Source organism: Treponema berlinense, from assembly GCF_052273165.1.
In the GTDB taxonomy this organism is placed as follows: Bacteria; Spirochaetota; Spirochaetia; order Treponematales; family Treponemataceae; genus Treponema_D; species Treponema_D berlinense_A.
Genome location: NZ_DAVZIU010000018.1, coordinates 1 through 20471, shown reverse-complemented (window position 1 = coordinate 20471; position 20471 = coordinate 1). Strand labels below are relative to the sequence as shown.

Annotated in this window: 13 protein-coding genes; 10 read left to right on the top strand and 3 right to left on the bottom strand. The window is 40.1% G+C overall.

Translation table 11 applies throughout. The annotated features are described in order from the left end of the window. Positions 1-14: 14 nt before the first annotated feature. The gene (locus tag ACT6XC_RS07045) at positions 15-1244 is read right to left on the bottom strand and encodes a dicarboxylate/amino acid:cation symporter (RefSeq protein WP_443741300.1); all 1230 of its coding nucleotides are present in this window, start codon (positions 1242-1244) and stop codon (positions 15-17) included. A gap of 70 nt (positions 1245-1314) precedes the next feature. On the opposite strand from ACT6XC_RS07045, the gene ACT6XC_RS07040 reads away from it, so the two are divergent. The 7 genes from ACT6XC_RS07040 to ACT6XC_RS07010 all read left to right on the top strand — a co-directional run bounded on the left by ACT6XC_RS07040 (position 1315) and on the right by ACT6XC_RS07010 (position 10045). Then, positions 1315-2070 (top strand): hypothetical protein, encoded by a 756-nt coding sequence (locus ACT6XC_RS07040; protein WP_443738053.1) that lies wholly within the window; start codon positions 1315-1317, stop codon positions 2068-2070. Positions 2071-2110: 40 nt separating this feature from the next. Next, positions 2111-2773 (top strand): MgtC/SapB family protein, encoded by a 663-nt coding sequence (locus ACT6XC_RS07035; protein WP_443741299.1) that lies wholly within the window; start codon positions 2111-2113, stop codon positions 2771-2773. An 82-nt stretch (positions 2774-2855) separates the two neighbouring features. After that, positions 2856-4673 carry a DNA repair helicase XPB gene (locus ACT6XC_RS07030; protein WP_443741298.1) on the top strand — a complete coding sequence of 606 codons (1818 nt, stop codon included), beginning with the start codon at positions 2856-2858 and terminating at the stop codon, positions 4671-4673. A 78-nt stretch (positions 4674-4751) separates the two neighbouring features. After that, entirely contained in the window at positions 4752-6956 is a 2205-nt protein-coding gene (locus tag ACT6XC_RS07025; protein WP_443741297.1) for a helicase-associated domain-containing protein, read from the top strand. 239 nt (positions 6957-7195) lie between these two features. After that, positions 7196-8101 (top strand): ABC transporter permease, encoded by a 906-nt coding sequence (locus ACT6XC_RS07020; RefSeq protein ID WP_443738050.1) that lies wholly within the window; start codon positions 7196-7198, stop codon positions 8099-8101. Positions 8102-8153: 52 nt separating this feature from the next. Beyond that, entirely contained in the window at positions 8154-8948 is a 795-nt protein-coding gene (locus tag ACT6XC_RS07015) for an ABC transporter ATP-binding protein (RefSeq protein ID WP_443741296.1), read from the top strand. Positions 8949-9040: 92 nt separating this feature from the next. Beyond that, positions 9041-10045: an ABC transporter substrate-binding protein gene (locus tag ACT6XC_RS07010; protein ID WP_443741295.1), complete on the top strand. Its 1005-nt coding sequence runs from the start codon at positions 9041-9043 to the stop codon at positions 10043-10045. A 15-nt stretch (positions 10046-10060) separates the two neighbouring features. On the opposite strand, the gene ACT6XC_RS07005 is transcribed toward ACT6XC_RS07010, so the two are convergent. Next, a complete protein-coding gene (locus ACT6XC_RS07005) occupies positions 10061-11317 on the bottom strand; it encodes a class I SAM-dependent methyltransferase (RefSeq protein WP_443741294.1) in 1257 nt (418 codons plus the stop codon). Positions 11318-11517: 200 nt separating this feature from the next. On the opposite strand from ACT6XC_RS07005, the gene ACT6XC_RS07000 reads away from it, so the two are divergent. Continuing rightward, a complete protein-coding gene (locus ACT6XC_RS07000) occupies positions 11518-12273 on the top strand; it encodes a ParA family protein (RefSeq protein ID WP_443738046.1) in 756 nt (251 codons plus the stop codon). Then, positions 12266-13195, top strand: coding sequence for a ParB/RepB/Spo0J family partition protein (locus ACT6XC_RS06995; RefSeq protein ID WP_443738045.1), 930 nt, complete (start codon positions 12266-12268; stop codon positions 13193-13195). The genes ACT6XC_RS07000 and ACT6XC_RS06995 overlap by 8 nt, the downstream gene beginning before the upstream one ends. Before the next feature lie 48 nt (positions 13196-13243). On the opposite strand, the gene ACT6XC_RS06990 is transcribed toward ACT6XC_RS06995, so the two are convergent. Then, on the bottom strand, positions 13244-13978 hold the full coding sequence (locus ACT6XC_RS06990; RefSeq protein ID WP_443741293.1) for an NAD-dependent protein deacylase: 735 nt from the start codon (positions 13976-13978) through the stop codon (positions 13244-13246). 363 nt (positions 13979-14341) lie between these two features. Here ACT6XC_RS06990 and ACT6XC_RS06985 point away from each other — a divergent pair, with 363 nt between their 5' ends. Continuing rightward, on the top strand, positions 14342-20368 hold the full coding sequence (locus tag ACT6XC_RS06985; protein WP_443741292.1) for an Ig-like domain-containing protein: 6027 nt from the start codon (positions 14342-14344) through the stop codon (positions 20366-20368). Positions 20369-20471 lie beyond the last annotated feature (103 nt).

The following is a 20471-nucleotide window of genomic DNA, read 5'->3' as shown; positions in this document are numbered from 1 at the left end:
AACTCTGCATGTTTTTAGATAAAGTGCTTTAATTCTACGTGCTCAAACTGTCTTGTTTTTACAGCTACAACATAACTTCCGAAAATTGCAGAAACTGCATCGAAGGCTGCGGCAAAACTGCAAAAAACAGGAGCGGCTGGACGCAAAAGAAGATAACCAGATTCAAAACCACGACTGTATATTGTGCAGAGAATTGTAAGCGCTACAAAAGTTCCTCCAGTTGGAAGAGAAGAAAGGGCAAAACTTATTGCAAGCGACGCACCAAAAATCCACAGAATATCAAAAAAAGCGAATCCCAAACTTGAATATGAACGCAAAATCATAACAAAACAGATTGTTGTGACTAAGGCCGAACCTCCGCGCGCAAAAATCGAAAATAGCGGAATCGTAACGTCAGAAGACGGCTGATGAACTCCAAGGCTTTCGCGGGCATGGCGAAGATTTACCTGAAGAGAAAGATTTGAGTCGCCAGAAAAAAAAGCTGTGATTATCGGGGTAATGCAAGCATAAATTGCGTGATACGGATGCTGGTCATTGCACAAAAAATAAAGAATAAGAGGATAAATCAATCCAAGTACGAGAACAAAATCGACCAAAAGCATTATAAAAAGCGGAGTGTATGTTCCAGAAGCAAAAACAGAGCGTGCAGAAAACATCCACCAGGCAGAAATTGCAATCATGCCAACAGAAAGCCATTCGATAAAAAATGACATAATTGAATAGCAGAGTTTTGCCGCAGAATCCAAAAACGAGATTACAGGTTTGGAAGCGCTTTGGTCTGTTGTACAGCCAGCTCCTGCAAATCCTGCAAAAATAAAGCAAGGCAGGAGATAGGCTCCATGCAACAGGGCTTCGAATCCAGAATACGGAAAAAGCTGCATTGTGAGCGTTTTAAGGTCGATTGTCGGAAGAGAAGACATTTTTTCGCCAGTAATCGGAATTCTTGGAAGTTTTACAATTAAAATTGAAAGAAGACCGAGAAGCGCAAGAATTAGCGTTGTTCCAAAAACTGCAATTATTGTCCAAAGCGCTGTTTTTCCAAGAAGTTTTGTGCTCCTTAACTGGAATACGGCGGTTGAAACTCCAAAAAAAAGAAGCGGAAGAAGTGTGTATCTTCCAAATCTGACAGAAAATTCACTCAAAGAAGCGACAACAGAGGCTATTGCAGGGTTGTTTGCCGGAAGAATAAAAGCTGCTCCAAGTCCAAGAGCTATTGCAATCAAGTATTTAATCCAAAGTTTCATAATGAATAAAATTATATTAAAAAAATCCGCCCTTTGCCATATATAACCGGTAATGATATAATTACTTTCTATGAACAAGACAATTCTTATTGCTGGAAAAGAAGTTCCAGCTGGAAAAGATTTAGCTTCTTCTGCTGTTTTGCATGGAAGAACTGTTTTTATTACTGCCGAAAGTGATGCGACGGATACAGGTTTGGCAGACGGTTCAAATCCTGTTGCCTGGAATAAAGGCTCCGCCCTTTCTTCGCGCTCTCTTTTAATTTCTGCATCGAACAAAAACGGTCATCTTGATGAAGCTGTCTTGATTTTTGATGAAGAGTATTTTGCTCCAAAATTTGGAGTTCCTGGTCCTGCCGAAAGTACACGTGCCTGCGACGAATTGATTTTGGGCTATCAGTATCTGACTGCGGAACTTTTATTGCGTTTTAATCAACGAAAAATTGCTGGTTTAGAAAAAAATCCTGGAAAAATTGTTTTTGTTTACAAACCGAACGTGAATGAAGCGGATGCCGTAAAAAATCCAAATCTCCGTCTTGAAAACCGGATTCTTTCTAAAACCCTTGTTGCTTCGGCTTCGGTTGCATTTAAAGTTTTTGCTGAAAATTTTGCAGCTTCAGTTTGCGAAGCGGACGACGTTATTCCAATTTTGGTTGAATGTGATTCTTCTAACGAGCTTTCAAAAAACGACAGTGCTTTTATGGCCTGGCTTTGCGAATATCTTTCTAAAATTGATGACTTAAAAAAAGAACTTTCTGCAAAACAGAAGGTGAGCTGGATAAAGGCAGGAGCAAAAGTTCCTGGGGGATTTGGAATTTTTAAAAAATAAGGAAGTTTAAAAACAACTGCCTGAATTATCTGGATTTTTTATGAGTGATTTTTTTATTTCTTGCGTGTTTAAAATTATTTTGTCGTTTATTGCAGGCTTTATTTTTGGCTTGGAACGAAAATTTCGACAGCAGGTTGTTGGAATGCGCACTTTAATTTTAATCTGCTGTTCTTCGGCAATGCTTTCGATTTTGTCCGAATGGATTGCAATTCAAAGTGGAGCGGCCGACACTGCGCGTATTGCAGCTGGCGTAATCAGCGGAATTGGTTTTTTAGGTGCTGGCGTAATTATGAAAACCGGACTCAACGTAAAAGGTTTGACTTCGGCGGCGGTTATTTGGGCGGATTCGACTATCGGGCTTTGCATTGGAGAAGGGCTTTATATTCCTTCGTTTTTTCTTTTAGCAGTTTTTATTCTGTCTCTGGTTTTGCTCGAAAAAATTGAAAAAAGATGGTTTCCAGCAGGACGCTCAAAATCGCTTCACCTTACTTTTAACGTCGGAAAAATGGACATGACGCATTTGCGTAAAGTTGTTATTGAAACAGGTTTTGTGATTAACGATGTGAATATTACACAGTTGCTCGAAACAGAGCAGACGATTGTCCATTATTCTGTTAGCGCACCAAAAATCAACGATTATTCAAAGTTTATCGACGAGTTGAATAAGGTTGCGCCTCTTTTAGAAGTTTCGATTACAGGTTAATAGTTGCGGATTAAGTTACTTTCGAATAATGTCAATTTCTAATGATTGAATAAACTTTTTTAATCGCCTAGAATAATCTGTTATGCAATTTGATAATCCGTTAATTGTTCAAAGTGACAGAACTCTGCTTCTTGATGTACATGCTCCGCGTGCAGCCGAATGCCGTAATGCGCTGATTCCTTTTGCCGAACTTGAACGCTCTCCCGAACATTTGCATACTTACCGTTTAACAGCGCTTTCTTTGTGGAATGCTTCTGGCGCAGGTTTTAAACCTGAACAGGCGATTGGTGTTCTTAAAGAATTTGCCCGTTACGATGTCCCTCAGTCTGTCGAGCAGTGGATTTTGGAAACTGCCGGCCGTTTTGGAAAACTGCGTCTTGTACAGGGACCAAAAGTTGAAGTTCCTTTGACAGTGGCTAACACTGAAAGCAAAAAAAACTCTAAACAGATTACGGAAGAATATTTGTATTTGGTGACGGAAAGTTCTCTCGTTTACCGCGAAATTGCCGCCTGTAGTGTTGGAAAAAAAATGCTGACAGAGTGCCAGTACGAAGAGCCTTCTGGAATAAGCGAAGATAAAAAAGTAAAGGTCTCCGAAAACGAAAAACATAACTGCTTTATGCTTAATTTGACCGACCGTGGAACTGTAAAGCAGGACTTGCTGAGACTTGGCTGGCCTGTAAAAGACGACGTTCCTTTGGCAGAAGGCGAGCCTTTGAATGTGAATCTTCGAAAAGTGACTAATTCTGGACGTCCTTTTGAACTTCGCAATTATCAAAAAGAAGCGGCAGCCGCTCTTGTTGGCGACAAAGGTCCTGGAACTGGATTTGGCACTATTGTCCTTCCTTGTGGGGCAGGAAAAACAGTTGTCGGTATGACGGTAATGGATTTATTAAAGACTAGCACGCTGATTATTACGACAAATATTTCTGCTGTGCATCAGTGGATTGACGAGCTTGTCGACAAAACCGACCTTCCGCGCGATATGATTGCAGAATATACTGGAGAAAACAAAGTTATAAAGCCTGTTACCGTTGCCACTTATCAGATTTTAACTTGGCGACCAGAAAAAGACGGTCCGTATCCGCATTTTGCGCTTTTCAGACAGCGCAATTGGGGACTTATAATTTACGACGAAGTGCACATGCTTCCGGCTCCTGTTTTTCGCGTGACGGCAGAAATTCAGGCGATTCGTCGTGTCGGACTTACTGCAACTTTGGTGCGCGAAGACGGATGTGAAGGAAACGTATTCAGCCTTGTTGGTCCAAAACGCTATGATGTTCCGTGGAAAGACCTTGAGGCTACGGGCTGGATTGCTTCTGCCGAATGTATTGAATTGCGCCTGGATTTGAGCAGTGACAAAGAACTTGAATATGCAGTTGCTCCTTTAAGAAAAAAACACCGGATTGCAAGTGAAAATCCCGAAAAATACAAAATTGTCGAAAAACTCGTAAAAGAGAATCCCGAAGATAAAATTCTGGTTATCGGTCAGTATCTGGAACAGCTTGGCGAAATTGCAAAAATGCTGAAAGTGCCTGTCATAACTGGAAAAACTCCGAATGAAGAACGCGATCAGATTTATGCAAAATTCCGGTCGGGCGAAATTCGGGTTTTGGTTGTTTCGAAAGTTGCAAATTTTGCAATTGATTTGCCAGATGCAAGCATGGCGATTCAGGTGAGCGGAACTTTTGGAAGCCGTCAGGAAGAAGCCCAGCGTCTTGGCAGAATCTTGCGTCCGAAAGAGCGAAAAAGCCGTTTCTTTACGCTGATTACGCGAAACACGGTCGAAGAAGATTTTGGTTCTAATCGTCAGAAATTTCTGGCGGAACAAGGATATGCTTACCGCGTCGTGAGAGTTTCCAATTCAACAGAACTGGTACTTTCAGATTGCTGTAATTAAAAAATGCGGTTGCTGCGCTGAACGGATTTATGCCGTCAGAAAAATCAAAAAAAGCCGTAGATTTTGAGGGGGAATAAAATGATAAAAGTTGATCCTAAGGTTCAGAGAATAATTGACTGGAGAGAAAGTTTTATTACTTTGCCGGATAATCATTTTTTTGAACTTATTAGAATGTATTTGGGCGAAATTCATTCCCCGTTCAACAAGCAAAAACTCATTGAACAGCTCGGCGCATTTTTGAGAAAAGAAGAAAACCGCCACACAATAATCAATCTGTTGTCCGAAAGCGACATTTTAATTCTTGCAGCCGTTTATTATATTCCAAATGCGACAACCGAAAAACTTTCCAATTTTTTTGACAAAACAATCAATTTTGCAAAACTTTATGAGCGGCTTTTAAATCTTGAAGAAAGACTTTTGATTTACCGTCACGGCGACAAAAATACGCGCAAAACCCTGATTTCGTTAAATCCTATGCTCGAAGATGAAATTCTTCCTCTTCTCAGCAAAAAAATTCTCTTGCCATTGCCAGTTCTCGAAAAGCGGAACGAAGAAGTTTCTTCAGCGCTTACACCAGAAAAACTTGCGGCTTTTATAAATTTTGTCTGCACAAATCCTGGACTTTGCAAGGCGGACGGAAGTATAAAAAAACGCGATTGCGAAAAACTCGAAGAAATATTTGGTTCTGGAACAGCGCCTGTTTTTCAGCATATTTTTACGGCTTTTATAAACCTTTCGCTCGTAAAAGAAAAGTTGAACGGTTATGAAATCGACGGTTCAAGACTAAAATCTTTTGCCGAACTTGACGAAAAACTTCAGTACGCTTATCTGTGTGTTGCTGGAATTGGACGCTTTAGCCGTACCGCTCTTATGAGCCAGGCAAAGCTTCTTCTCGAAACCTCAAATTCTCTGCCTGCGACAGGATTTGCGCGTACCTGCGTTTTGAGAACGGCATTTTTGCTTTTTGAAAAAGACCCTTCTGCATTTTCTTCGTCGGAACGCTCTTTTGGAGGCGGACGTTTTAATTCAATTTTGGCCCGCGCTCAGGGAGAAGATGAAAATTCTTCGGCAAATTCGATTTTGGAAAATCCTTCTGCGGTTATGGACAGGCTTTGCGACAGTGCCGCAATGTTTGGAATTTTACAGGAATATGGAAAGGACGAAAACGGCGAAACTGTTTTTGTAAAAGGTGGCGTTCTTTTTAAGAAGACTGTTTCTGGAACAGGAATTGGAGCCGAACCTGAACTTCCAAAGGTTTTAAATATTGATCCAGCCTTTAATGTTACGGTTTTTCCGGGGCTTCCTCTGAAAGAGCTTTTACCGCTTATGAGAATTATGGACTTAAAGCAGTTTGATACTGCGGCGGTTTTTGAGATTACCAGAAAATCCATAATGCGCGCTTTGGACAGCGGCTTGGTCGAAAAAGAAATTTTGGAAATTATAAAAAAATTCTGCGCTTATGAACTTCCGGAAAATCTTCTTGTGAGCATTGAGGACTGGAGCAATTCTTATTCTTCGGCTAGTTTGTACAAAGGATATGTTCTAAAAGTTGATGAAAAAAGTACAGTCTTGGTTCAGAACAACCCTTCGATTTCTCCGAAAATTTCTAAAATTATTGCACCTGGCGCATTTTTGTTGAACGTTGCCTCGGACGAAGAAGCTCAAAACCTGATAAAAGAGAGCGGTTTGGACTTTATAGGAAGCATTCAGACGTCAAAGAGCGAATTGTCTGGACCGGCTTTCCCGGTTTTTGAAATAAACAGAACTGCTGGGAGCGCGCTTTTGGGTGGCGGAACAGCACAACTTAGGAGCGGAGCAATTTCTGAAAGCGAAGGAAGCGACAGTTACGGAGTTATAACTACGGACGAAGAAAGAAAAGAGCATTTTGATATGCTCCGCGGACTTTTGGACAAAATGGCGATTACTCCGGAGCAGAGGGAAGGACTTTTGCTCAGAATAAACAGAAAAATTATCTTGACTCCACAGCAGCTCAATGCAGACAGCGTAAAACTCGAACAGATTGAAGCGAATGGAATGGATTATCAGGGAAAAGTTCATGTTGCGGAAAGCGCAATTACTCAGAATATGATGCTTGAACTTGAATACGACGACAAAAAAATGCCGGACGGACTTGCAATAATTGTTGGAACTCCAGTTTCTGTAGAAAAGAATCCGGTAGACAGCGTTGTTCATCTTGTTGTTGAACCTGAACACGAAGAGAGAACTTTTTCTCTCGGACAGGCACGCAACGTAAAGCGGATCCGCGGTTCGGTTTTAAAATAAATTGAAAAATTGTCCGTACGGCAAATTAAAAAATGCTTTTTCGTGCGGAGCGTTTTTTGTTTGACTGGAAAACTTAGCCCGGATCGTCACGGAAAGACCGGACGAGCGGAGCGAAGGAGGACTTGCAGTAAGAGCCGGATAAGACGGAAAATTGCGCTCCAAAATAAAAACTGACAAAATTTCAAAAATCTGTTACTCTATATAAGAACAAAATATTACTGAAAACGGACACAAAAAAAATGATTTCTGGAATTTTAATCGAAGGTTTTATTTACGGCATTATGGTTTTGGGCGTTTTTATGACTTTTCGCGTCCTTAACTTTTGCGACATGACGGTTGACGGCTCTTTTCCGATGGGCGCGTGTATTCTTGCTGCCTGCCTTACGCACGGAATTTCGCCTTATTGCGCGCTTTTGATTGCTTTTTGCGGTGGTGCGGTTGCCGGTCTTTTTACCACTTTGATTTATTCAAAACTGCGAATTCCTGACCTTTTAGCCGGAATTCTGGTTATGACAATGCTTTATTCTGTGAACTTACGGATTATGTCGAACCACGCAAATGTTTCTTTTTTGCGGCTCAATACGATTTTTAAAAGTCTTTCCAGGGCTTTTCCAGCTGCCGGCGACTGGTCAATCGTGATTTTTGTCGCGATTTTTGTTGCAATCCTTACTTTTTTGCTCAACACTTTTTTTTCGACGGATTTTGGTTTGACGATGGGCGCTTTAGGCTCTAATCCGCAGATGGTAATTAGTCAGGGTGTTGATCCGCGTTTTGTGCGTGCGGTTGGAATTTGTTTGGGCGATGCAATGGCAGCTCTTTCTGGAGCGATGTTTGCAATGTATCAGGGGTTTGCCGATGTTGGAAGCGGAACTGGAGTTGTGGTTTCGGGGCTTGCTTCCCTTATGCTTGGTGAATTTTTGATTCGTTCAAATAAAATCGGCTGGCAGACTTTCCGCGTAATTCTCGGTTCGATTTTGTACCGCGCTCTTATGTACGTTGCCCGCCGTTATGGAAGTGCTGTTGGACTTGGTCCGAACGACTTAAAACTTATTACTGGACTTTTAATCATCGTCTGCCTGATAATTTCAAAAACGAATATTAGCGCATATTTTAAGGAACACTTAAAAAGGCCTTCTGTAAGTTGAAAATTAGAAAAACTAATAAAAATTTGCCTAAACTTCATTATGGGAGAAAACAATGCTTGAATTAAAAGATATTGGAATTACATTTAATGCGCATACGCCAGACGAAAACAAGGCTTTGTCAGGAATAAATTTAAAAATTAACCGTGGAGATTTTATAACAGTAATTGGTTCAAACGGAGCTGGAAAATCAACTCTCTACAATATAATTGCAGGCACCTTAAAGCCAACTGCTGGAAAAATTTTTCTTGAACAGAACGGCTTTGTCCGCGATATAACTGGCGATCCTGAGTACAAGCGCGCGCGCTACCTTGGACGAATTTTTCAAAATCCTCTTTTGGGGACAGCTGGAAAAATGAAGCTCGAAGACAATATGGTAATTTCCAGCAAAAAAGGAAACAAGGGGTTAAAAATTTCGCTGAATAACCGTCTTCGCGAACAATTCCGCGAACAGCTTAAAGAACTCAATATGGGACTCGAAAATCGCCTTAACGACAATGTTGAACAGTTTTCTGGCGGGCAGAGACAGGCGCTTACGCTTTTAATGGCAGTTATGAGCAAGCCGGATTTGCTTTTGCTTGATGAACACACTGCCGCCCTCGACCCTGCAAATGCTGAGCTTGTAATGCAACTTACCCTCAAATTTACACGCGAAATGGGACTTACAACGATGATGGTTACTCATAATATGCAGCATGCGCTCGATTACGGAAACCGTCTCATCATGATGCATAAAGGCCAGATAATTTTGGATATAAACGGCGAGCAGAAAGAAAATCTTACGATGGAAGACTTAATCGCACAGTTTAAAAAAATACAGGTTTCAAACGACGCATTGATGCTTCAATAAAAGTAAAAAAATAAAAAACAAAAAATCTTCTTGACATGACGTTTCTATTTATAGTAACATAATGGAGTAATCACTTTTTTTGGAGGACCTTTATGAAACTCGTAAATAAAATTGTTTTTTCTGCAATTGCTGCGGCCTTGCTTTTTGGAACTCTTTCCTGCTCAAAAAAATCAGCAAATTCTGAAAAAAAAATAAAGATTGGAATTGCAAAAATCGTTCAGCACGTTGCTTTGGATTCTGTTGAACAGGGCATTGTCGATTATTTAAAAGATAACGGAATTGATGCAGAATACGACTTGCAGAATGCAAACGGCGACGTAAACACAGCTGCACAGATTGCGCTCAAATACAAGGACGAAAATGTAGATGTTGCAGTAGGAATCGCAACTCCTGTAGCACTCGCTCTTGCAAATTCAATAAAAGACATTCCTGTTGTATTTGGAACAATTACAGATCCTCTTAGCGCTGGACTTGTAACAACTCTTGAACACGGCGAAGGAAATGTTACCGGTATGAGCGACGCAATTCCGACAGAACAGCACATTGCGCTTTTTAAGGAAATTGCTGGAATCAAAACACTCGGTTATATCTACACGTCGAGCGAAGCAAATTCTGTTTCTTCTCTTGAACTCGTAAAAAATGCCTGCCAAAAACTCGGACTTAACCTTGTAACTCAATCAATTACAAATTCAAGCGAAGTAAAACAGGCGGCAGAAACAATCGTAAACCGTGTTGACGGAATTTACCTTACAACCGACAATACCGTTTTTAGCGCTCTTTCAAGCCTTATTCAGGTTTTTGAAAAGGCAAAAAAGCCGATTTTCTCTGGCGACGTGACTGGCGCAATGAACGGCGGATGCGTAATCGCTTCTGGATTTAACTATTACAAGGCTGGTCGTGCAACTGGCGAAATGGTTTTTCAGATTTTGAACGGCAAAAAACCGTCAGAACTCCCAGTCCGTTTTATGACAGAACCAGAAGACTTTGACCTTTTGTTTGACCTGGATTCAGCAAAAAACTGCGGAATCGAAATTCCAAAAAAATATCTCGACACCGCAAGCATGATTTTTGAAAACGGAAAACTTATTCAAAAATAAAAAATCTGCAAAAAACTAATTAAGAAGATTTTCTAAAGTCTGACTTACGCCAAGTTCCTGTAAAATTTTGCAGGAACTTTTTTTTGCGACAGTTTCTTTTTCAAAACCTGATTTTTTTACTGCACGAATCATAAGATTTTTCGGAGTGCCTTCGTCGTCAATAAATTCAATCATCTGTACTTTGTATCCGGAATTTTCCAAAAGTTCGCCACGAACAGCATCCGTAACAAGCGCAGAAAACCTCTCTTTTATAAGTCCATATTTTAAAAGCGGTTCAAAAACCGAATTTTCGCCGGCATTATTTTTTTTAAGCTGCAAATTTATTTCGTGCTGGCAGCAAGGCACAGAAAGAATCGCAGATGCGCCTTTTTTTATTGCGTAGTTTAAGGCGTAATCGGTCGCAGTGTCGCAGGCGTGCAGGGTGATTATAATGTCTGGTTTTTTATCTTCGCCAAATTCTGCAATGTCGCCGACCGCAAAACTCAAATTTTTAAGGTCAAGGTCGTCCGAAAGTCTTGAGCAGTATTCAATTACGTCTTTTTTTAAATCCAGCCCGAAAATTCTGCAAGGAACTTTTAAGATTTCTGTCAAAAAATACTGAACTGCAAACGTCAGATAACTTTTTCCCGAGCCAAAATCAACAACGCTCAGTTCTCCACCGCCTTTTTTTGCCAAAACTTCGAGAGCTGCGTCCTTAAAAATTTCCAAAAAACGGTTGATTTGCCGGAATTTGTCGTATTTTGCCGCAATAACCCTGCCTTCTGCCGTCATAATTCCGAGCCGCACCAAAAACGGAACAGGTTTTCCTTCCGGAAGAATGTAATTTTTCTTTTTGTTAAAGGATTTTCCGGTTAAAAGATTTTTGTACGGAATTGGGCGTTCCCCTGCCGGGTCGGGTGTTCCACCGTTGTCATTGCCTTCGGCAACGCCTGTCGGCGCGGTTCCACCCCCTAACGCGTTTTCGTTTTTTAGTTTTTTTACAAGACGGGTAATGTCTCCTTTTTTGTTTGCAAGAATCGTAATTTCTTCGGTTTCTGTGCGTTCAACGCAGTTTTTAAAATTTGCCGGAACGTTTTTTTTGATAAATTCTTCAACTTCCACGGCGCTCATTTTTTTATGGAAAACCTGGGTTTTTGTGTAAAATTCGGCAAGATAGAGGTTTTGTTCCAGGTTTGAAGAAACAGAAAGTTTGATTTTTACCCGAATGAAAGAAGTTTCCGGGTTGTCATTTGTTTTTTTTGCAGGTTTAGAAAGTGTTGCGGATAAAAGCATATTTTGTATTTTATCTAAAAAGCGTCAGCGATGATAGCAGCGCGAAGCGTTCCTGAGTGCGTAGAACTCAGGAATGGAGGCAAAAGCCGGAACTGCGGTCGTAGCGACCCGCAAAGCGGGGGACGCCCGGAATTTTGAGAAACAAAAAATGTTTCTCAAAGGACTGTATTTTTAATGTTGTTTTGCGGTATAGTATTTATATGGGAAAAATTATTGTTTTTGTTAATCAGAAGGGTGGCGTTGGCAAAACGACTTCTGCCATAAACATTGGAGCGTATATTGCAAAGGCAGGAAAAAAAGTTCTGCTTGTTGATTTTGACTCTCAGGGAAATATGTCCAGTGGCGTCGGTGCAAAAAAAGACAAACCTACGATTTACGAACTTCTTGCTGGGCAATGCACTTGTGAACAGGCTGTAAAAAATACTCCAGTTGAAAATCTTGACGCAATTACCGCAGATACTGACCTTTCTGGCGCTGCAATTGAACTTGTTGATGAAGAAAACCGTGAATTTTTCTTAAAAAAAGCGCTTGAGCCGCTTAGAGAAAAATACGACTTTATTCTTATTGACTGTCCTCCGTCTCTTGGAATTTTAACTCTTAATGGGCTTGCCGCCGCAGATTCTGTAATTGTTCCTATGCAGTGCGAATATTTTGCTCTCGAAGGAATTACTCTTTTGCTTCAGACTGTAAAAAAGGTTCAAAAATCAATAAATCCAAAACTTATAATTGGCGGAATTTTCTTTACTATGTACGACAGCCGTACTCGTCTTGCTCAGGACGTTGTGCGTCAGGTTCAGGCTTATTTTAAGGATGTTGTTTTTAATACGATTATTCCTCGCAATATCCGTCTTTCGGAAGCTCCTTCTCATGGAGTGCCGATCTGTCTTTATGACCCGAGTTGTGTTGGTGCGAAAAGTTATGAAAAACTTGCTGGGGAGGTAATCCGCCGTGGCTAAAAAATTTGGGCTTGGAAACGGTCTTGATTCTCTTCTAGGCTCTTCTGCAAAAGAGGACGAACCGGCAAAAACAGAGAATTCTTTTCAATCTGTAAAAACAAATCTGCCTGCTGGTATTGAACAGGACGAATTTGGAAAACTTTGGATTAACCCGGAACTTTTGCGCCCAAATCCTTATCAGCCGCGTCAGGAATTTGATCCTGAGCAGTTAAAAGAACTTTCGGATTCGATTAAAGAAAACGGCGTAATTCAGCCTGTTACGATAGAAGATGCAAAAGACGGCACTTTTTATATTATTGCCGGTGAACGACGTACCCGCGCTTCTCGCCTTGCTGGACTTGAAAAAATCCCTGTTCAGCTTTCTGCATTTAGCGATCAGAAAAAACTCGAAGTTGCGCTTATCGAAAATATCCAGCGTGCAGATTTAAATCCTGTCGAAGAAGCCAGGGCTTATTACAAGCTTATGGAACTCGGCGGACTCAAGCAGGAAGAGGTTGCTCAGAAAGTTGGCAAAAATCGTGCTACCGTTGCAAATGCAATCCGTCTCCTAAAACTTCCAGAAGACATTCAGAATGCGCTTGTGAGCGGACAAATTACCGCTGGACATGCCCGTGCTCTTTTGATGGTAAAGGACAAAATGAATATGCACATTTTGTTTGGAAAAATTGTAGGGCAGGGACTTTCTGTTCATCAGACGGAAGTTATGGCATCGGAAATCAATAATCCTCAGCCTAAGATTAAGAAAAACGAGGGTGTAAAAAGTTTGACGCGCGATCCTGATTTAATCGACGTCGAAACTCAACTTATCCAGAAACTTGGAACTAAAGTTCAGATTAAAGGTTCGTACGAAAAAGGCTCAATCGAAATTTCCTATTTTAGCAAGGACGATTTTAATCGCTTGTTTGACTTTATAAACCGCTAGATTCCAGCTTTTGTTCTTTAAAATCTTGGACGGAAAATTATTTTTTTTCTATTTTATTTGTTCAAAAACACTGCCTAGACCTTGATGAATGACTAAATTTGCCATTTCGTCGGCTTGAGTTTGAGTTTTGTTTATCATTGCGAGATTTTTTCCTGTAAAATAGCGAATAAAGCCTGCTGCTGGATAAACGACTAGGGAAGTACCTCCGATTATGAGCATATCCGCATTTTTTATTGCCTGAATTGCTCCTTCAATAACATTTTCGTCCAGACCTTCTTCGTAAAGAACAACGTCCGGTTTTACAAGACCGTTGCATTCTGTGCAGTGTGGAAGACTATCCGGAGAGTTTTTGCTTTCGAGAATAAAATTGTCGTCATAAAACTTGCCACATTTCATACAAAAGTTGCGCAAAGTGCTTCCGTGCAGTTCAAAAACTTTTTTGCTTCCTGCTTTTTGGTGCAAACCGTCAATGTTTTGCGTAACTATTGCGGAAAGTTTTCCTTTTTGTTCAAGTTCTGCAAGCTTAAAATGCGTAATATTTGGTTTTGCGTTTTTTATAATCAGTTTTTCGCGATAAAACCTGTAAAATTCTTTTGGGTTGGTGTCAAAAAAACTTCTTGAAATTATTGTTTCTGGCGGAAACTTCCACTTTTGCTGGTAAAGACCGTCCTGACTCCTAAAATCCGGAATGCCGCTTTCTGTGCTTACGCCAGCGCCTCCAAAAAATACAATTCGGGAACTTTCATCAACCATTTTTTGAAGTTGTTCAATTTTTTCGTCCATGTCTGTCGCCTCTTTTTGTTTTATTTTGATCGCCGTTTTAATCAGCCGAATGTGAATAGAATTTTTTATCAATTATATATTTATATACTCAATTTTGCATAAAAAAATGAACTGTTTTTAAAACTATAATTTTCAGACTTTATAAAGTTATAAAGTCAATATTTTTGGTAAAAATAAACAAAAATATTAAAAAAAATATTTGAGAATTGAATAAAATGTCGAATTTCTCCATAATTGTTATAATATTTTATAATATGCCGATAAATATAATCGAGAAATTATTTATTTCCAAAAATTTGCGCTTATAAGTTTTTCGTTATACTATTAAGAAATAATAAAAAAGTGTTATATAAGGGGACGAGCATGAAAAAAAGTGCGTTTTTCTTTTCTGTTTTGATTGTCTGTGGATTATCTGTTTTTGCACGTGGCAAGCGCGATATTGATGAGCGCGACGTTGCCCAGATGGACAGTTGGCAGGAAGAATTTGATATTAGCGGCAAAAAAGAAGGTAAGTACAATGCCATGGTTACCGTAAAGGATAAGGGTGGTAACGAAACTGTCGGCGGACCTTATAATATTTTTATTGATCCTGATTCGGATTATCCTGTTTCTGGTATAACAAATCCGATTAAAAATATGCGTGTTCCAGGAAACTTGAATATTGTCGGAACCTGTATTGATGATGATGGAGTTGACGAAGTTTGGATTAGCCTTGACGGAGCAGAACCTGTAAAGGCTAAAGGAAAAGAATTTTGGTCGTATTATCTTGATACTACGGAACTTTCGGAAGGACCACATACAATCGAAGTTTATGGAATTGATATAAACGGACTTTCTTCTGCGGCAAAACCCTCAAAAAACGCAAAGGTAACCTGGAATCTTGACCGCAGGCTTCCTGTTACAGAAGTTACAAATCTTGCGCTCGGAACTCTTGTTTCTGACAAAATCACTCTCAAAGGAACAGTTTCTGACGGAAACGGCATAAAGTCTCTTTCATATTCTCTTGACGGAAGAAAAACTTTTAACGAAGTAAAAATCAAGGAAGACAAAAAAACTGGAATTTGCACTTTTGAACTTCCGATTAACACAAAAGAATCTCCAGACGGAGCGGCAGTCTGCTGGTTTAAGGCAACGGACAAAATGGGTTCTGTCGGATATAATTCATTCCTTTATTTTATTGACAACACAAAACCAGACGTAAAAATTGTTTCTCCTGCTGACGGTGAAGTTATGAACGGTCGTTTTGGAGTTGCAGGTTATGCAAAAGATACAATCGGCGTTCAAAAACTTACCTGGGCTTGTGGCGAAAAATCTGGTGAATTTGAACTTACTCCAGGAAACCCGTATTGGTATCAGGAAATCGACACAATCGGCCTTAATACAAAAAAAGTTGAATTTTCGGTAACGGCTTTGGACACTGTCGGAAACGAAGTAACAGTTAAAAAAGTAATTTCAATCGACCAGGAACTTGATAAGCCTGTTGTAACGATTGAATTTCCTGCAAAAGATGGAATTGTCGAAGGAGAGGCCGGAACTTTGTTCTTGCGCGGAATTGCAACGGACGACGACGGAGTTGCATCTGTTGAATACAGGCTCGACGATGGAGAAACAAAAACTCTCGAAACTCATGGCGTTTTCTATGTTCCGCTCAGCGAAGAAAATGACCTTTCGACAGGAAAACACAGCGTAACGGTAATTGCAACCGACATTCACGGTGTGCGCGGAAATCCTGTAACTTCAACCTTTGTTTCTATGGGAAAAGTTCCAGCGATTGAAAATGGAAAAATCAATTCAAGCCTCGGAAGCGAACCTGTGTTCACAGGAATAACCGTTCATCCTGAGTCTAATCCAAAATATGAAACTACAGTTTTGAGCGACTGCGGAATTTCTTCGGTTGCATGGCAGTTAAACTGGGGCGACAACGGAAGCAAGACCGGAGAAGTTGCTCTCAAAGGCGGAGAAAAATCAGTTCCTGTAAGCATTGCGCTTGGTGGCGACGATGTTGCTTATGGAGCGGTAAATCTTACAATTACAGCGATTGATATTTATAACCGGGTGTCTCAGAAAATTGAGCTTGTAAATCTTTTGGATCTTACTCAGATAAATGTTGAAAAACCAGCAGTTATTTTTGAAGACAGCCGCATAAGCGAAAATGGCGACATTACAAACGACATTGAACATCCTGTTTCTGGATATTTTGCTGGCGGAAAAATAAAAAGTGCTTCAATCGTTCCTTCAACTCCTTTTGCAAAAATTGAATACGATGAATTTACGATTAAATTGAATGCAACCGACGCTCTTGGAACTTCCTCTCCTGTAAAAATCCGTGTAATTTCTCAGGACAATGTTGCTTACGAAAGCCGCGAATTGATTTTCCATTCGGATTCTCCTGCGCCAAAAGTTGCTGTTGACAAAACTGAAGAAAATCTTGAACAGCAGTTTGACGAAGACGGAAACCCGATAGAAGAACTTTCAAAGATAAAAATTTCTGGAGCAGTTTCTTCAGAAACTCCTCTTACTTCTCTAAAATACCGGATTATAACAGTTCCTGCTGTTTTTGATTTAAAAACGCCTTTGCTAGTAACAGGAGCAAGTTCTCCTTCGTTCGGGCAATTTGCAGAACTTCCTGCAAAGACAGGCAGATTTGAGTTTGAAATTGATGCCGCTGCGCTCAGAAAGGGAATTTCTGTAGTCGAAATTGTAGCAAATAACGGAAAAACGGCGGCAGATTCTGTAAAAATCAGAAATCTTCCTAATTTGCCTTCAAAAACAGCCGACGGCAAAAAAGTCATTCCGGCAAAACCTGTTTATTCATGGATTGATGCGGAAGACGTTTACTATGTAATTACTTCGCAGACTTCTCCTTCAAATTTTAGCGGAACATTCTTCCGTTCAGAAATGACTGCCGGTTCTCCAGAACTTTCGGTAAAAGCAAGCGACGGAAAAGTGATTTCAAAGTACACGACAAAAAAAGCAGGTTCTGCAAAAGTATTTATTTCGGAAATTGACGGAAAAATTTACGCAAGCGGAATGAGAATTGCGCTTCCACGCGGAAATTCTCATTCTCCAAAAAATGTATGCGTGAGTATTGTTTCCGACTTCCCTGTAACTTCTGTAAACTGGACTCTTTCTGGAGAAAAACTGCCTGGTGGGGACGAAAAACAAAGCGGAAAAGTTGATGCAAAACAAATTCGCCAAATCGATTCAACTCATTACGAAGCAAATATTCCTTTGAATAATCTTCCTTCAAGACTTACTTCTCTTGAAATAACGGCAGAAACTGCTGGTGGAAATGCTGCTTATAAAGGAACTGTCGGAATTGTGCGCGAAAGAGATTCTTCTCTTGTGGACAACGAAAAAAGAATTTACTGGGCACCGACAGAAAAAACTCCGTTCGATACTGCAAATTCCCGCTATGTATTAAAAACCGGCGTAAAATTTGGAGCATTCGCAAACGTTTTGGAGCCTGTATCGGCAACTCTTTCAACTTTTCAAAACGGACTTACTGTTCAAGCGGACGGAAATTTTGTATACATTATTGCAGAAAAAGAAGGAATTTATAAAAATGTCGGTCTAAAAGTGACTGACAGTCAGGGCATAACATACAATTCGACTTTGATTGAACTTTTAGTTGATGATTCTGCTCCAACAGTAGAAATCGTTGCTCCTGAGCTGCAAAAGTGGATTCAAAAAAACACAATGCTTACTGTAAAAGCCGGCGATTTAAATGGAATTGAAAGCGTTGAATATTCGGTAGACGGCGGTCGAAACTGGAATCCTTGCAAAGGAAACGGAAGCGGAACTTACTTTGCCGCGCTCAATCTTGAATCATTTGAAGACGGAATCATTCCTGTTGACGTGTTTGCAAAAGACATTGCAGGAAAAATTTCTTATGCTCAGACAGTAATTCAAAAAGATACTCAGGCTCCGCAGGTTCAGGTTGTTGTTCCTTGCGAAGATGATGTTGTAAACGGCGAAAATCTTATTGCATTCATTGTAAAGGACAACGGTCACTTTAGCCGTGCAGAATATGTTGCGCCTAAAAACGGAAATGTCTCTTCTGCGCCAGTTGAAATTCCTCTTGGACCTATGGTTGTTACTCATATTGGAACCGCGGATAAGCAGATTAGCGATTTGATGTCATTCAATTTTTATGATGAAACAGGAAATGTTGAAACAATCCGCCGCTGGGACTTTATAATTGACCAGAAATCGGATCTTCCAATTGCTGAAGTTCATATGCCAGAAGAAAATGCTGTAATAACGACTGACTTTGTTGTTTCTGGCGTTGTAGTTGATGACGATGGACCTTCAAAAGTTTATTACAAAATCGACAACGGTGAATACAAACTTGTTTCTGAAGAATATGGTACAAGTTTTTCAATCGACGTTCCTCTTTCTACGATGAAAGACAACGAGCACTCGGTTACTGTTTACGCAGAAGACTTGAATGGTGTAAAAGGACCAGAATTTGTCCGTAACTTTAAGATTTCTCTTGAAGAACCAAAGGGCGCAGTTATAACCCCTCCGATTGACAATACAGTCCGTGGCTGGGTAAAGCTTACAGGAAAAGCAACTGATAAAAACGGTATAAGCAAGGTTTATATTTCTGTAGACAATGGAAATACTTATAACGAGGCGACTGGAAATTTTGCTCACGAAAATGAAGTTTCTGACTGGTCTTACGAATTCGATACTAGAGTCGTAGAAGACGGAACTCATGTTGTGTTTATGAAAGTTGTTGACTGGTTTGGAATCGAAGGCCTTTATTCATCTTTGATAAATATTGACAACACCGCTCCAAGCATTAACCTTGAATTGCCGCTTGACGATTCAAAAACAACAAAAATGTTGTTCTTCTCTGGTCAGACAACAGATAATATTGGACTTAAAAAACTTTATATTACTATTCGTTCTCTTGAAGGCAAAACTGTAAGCCAAAAACTTGCAAATATCAACTTGACTCCAGGAGAAATTATTACAGAGTCAATAGACTTGTCTTCTCTCGATAACGGTTTTTACAATGTTGAATTAACAGGAATGGACGCGGCTGACAATATTACCCGCGTTTCAAGAAACGTTCAGCTGGATAAACGCGCCGCAATGGCAAAGGTTGATCTTTTGTATCCGCTCAATGGAGAATTTGTAAAAGGTGTATTCAATATTTATGGAACAGCAGTAAGCGAAATCAATATCGAAAGCCTTGAACTTTTGGTTGACGGAGAAAAAACGGCAGAAACAACACTGAGCGAAAGCGGATATTATAAATTTAATCTTTCGCCAGAAATGCTTACAGACGGACAGCACAAAATTCAGGTTAAGGCAAATCTTGCAAATGTAAGCACGATTATGTCTAACGAGCAGTTTATAAATTACAGTTCTGTTGGTCCTTGGGTTACAATCGACAATTTTACTTACGGTGATTTTGCAATCGAAAGACCGTACATTGTTGGTGATGCCGGATACGCAATTTCTGAAACGGAACTTATTGCAGCAAAGGCAAAGGGCGCTCAAAAAGAAATGAAAGACGCTGCCTTGGCAAAAACTGTAGAAAAAGTTGAAATTTCTTTCAATAATGGAAAATCATTTGAAGAAATTTCAAAAACTGGAAAATGGCGCTACCGCATTGAAAACGAAGACATAACCGAAGGCTATCACTTTATGCTTGTGCGTGCGACAATGAAAAACGGTGAAACAGCAGTTACAAGAACTATTGTTCAGGTTGATAAGACTAAACCGACTGTAAAACTCATAAGCCCGGGCGAAGGCGGACGCTTTAACCAGAGCATTGAATTTAGCGGTCTTGCACACGACGATGTTGCTCTTAAGAGTGTTTCTCTTGCTTTGCGAAAAGGTGACAAGTCAAGTTATGAAGTTCCGGCGTTTATTCAGGGATTGTATTTTGACTGGCATTTCTGGGGAGCAACTCTATTCGATATTGGTGCCGGACTTTCGTTCTTTGATGATAACGTTCGTCTTCAGGTGCAATGGGGACAGTTTACGCAGACACAGCGCGAAATGTTTACAAAAACAGACCAGCGTTATGGTGGCGACAGCGTATTTGGAGCAAAAATTCTTGCAAACGTTGCATATATTCCATTTATGTACTTCCTTGGACGTGATTACGAATGGCTTTCTGCAAACGTGACTGTCGGTGCAAACTTTACGAGATTTAATCAAGGTCAGTCTGGTAAGCCGCAGGTTCTTTCTGCCTTGCTTGCTCAGATTGAATTTCCGAGGGTGACTTTTGCAAAACAGAAGATGTTCAGGACGTTCTCAATTTATACAGAAGGTCAGTTGTGGTTTATTCCAACAGATGTAAGTTCGGACGTTGATATTGACAACCTGGTTCCGCAAATCTCTGTAGGTTTGCGTGTAAATGTATTTTAGAAATTTTTTCTAGAATGAGCACATGTAGATTGATTTTGTTTTAGGAAGGAGATTTTTACATGACAAAAAGAGTTTTGAAATTTTTAACAGGGAAAGAATCTCG

Bases quoted from the DNA above. Each gene is read 5' to 3' on its own strand.
- ACT6XC_RS07025 (WP_443741297.1), top strand. From the start codon at position 4,752: ATGATAAAAGTTGATCCTAAGGTTCAGAGAATAATTGACTGGAGAGAA.
- ACT6XC_RS07010 (WP_443741295.1), top strand. From the start codon at position 9,041: ATGAAACTCGTAAATAAAATTGTTTTTTCTGCAATTGCTGCGGCCTTG.
- ACT6XC_RS07030 (WP_443741298.1), top strand. From the start codon at position 2,856: ATGCAATTTGATAATCCGTTAATTGTTCAAAGTGACAGAACTCTGCTT.
- ACT6XC_RS07015 (WP_443741296.1), top strand. From the start codon at position 8,154: ATGCTTGAATTAAAAGATATTGGAATTACATTTAATGCGCATACGCCA.
- ACT6XC_RS07045 (WP_443741300.1), bottom strand. From the start codon at position 1,244: ATGAAACTTTGGATTAAATACTTGATTGCAATAGCTCTTGGACTTGGA.
- ACT6XC_RS07020 (WP_443738050.1), top strand. From the start codon at position 7,196: ATGATTTCTGGAATTTTAATCGAAGGTTTTATTTACGGCATTATGGTT.
- ACT6XC_RS07035 (WP_443741299.1), top strand. From the start codon at position 2,111: ATGAGTGATTTTTTTATTTCTTGCGTGTTTAAAATTATTTTGTCGTTT.
- ACT6XC_RS06985 (WP_443741292.1), top strand. From the start codon at position 14,342: ATGAAAAAAAGTGCGTTTTTCTTTTCTGTTTTGATTGTCTGTGGATTA.
- ACT6XC_RS07005 (WP_443741294.1), bottom strand. From the start codon at position 11,317: ATGCTTTTATCCGCAACACTTTCTAAACCTGCAAAAAAAACAAATGAC.
- ACT6XC_RS07000 (WP_443738046.1), top strand. From the start codon at position 11,518: ATGGGAAAAATTATTGTTTTTGTTAATCAGAAGGGTGGCGTTGGCAAA.
- ACT6XC_RS06990 (WP_443741293.1), bottom strand. From the start codon at position 13,978: ATGGACGAAAAAATTGAACAACTTCAAAAAATGGTTGATGAAAGTTCC.
- ACT6XC_RS07040 (WP_443738053.1), top strand. From the start codon at position 1,315: ATGAACAAGACAATTCTTATTGCTGGAAAAGAAGTTCCAGCTGGAAAA.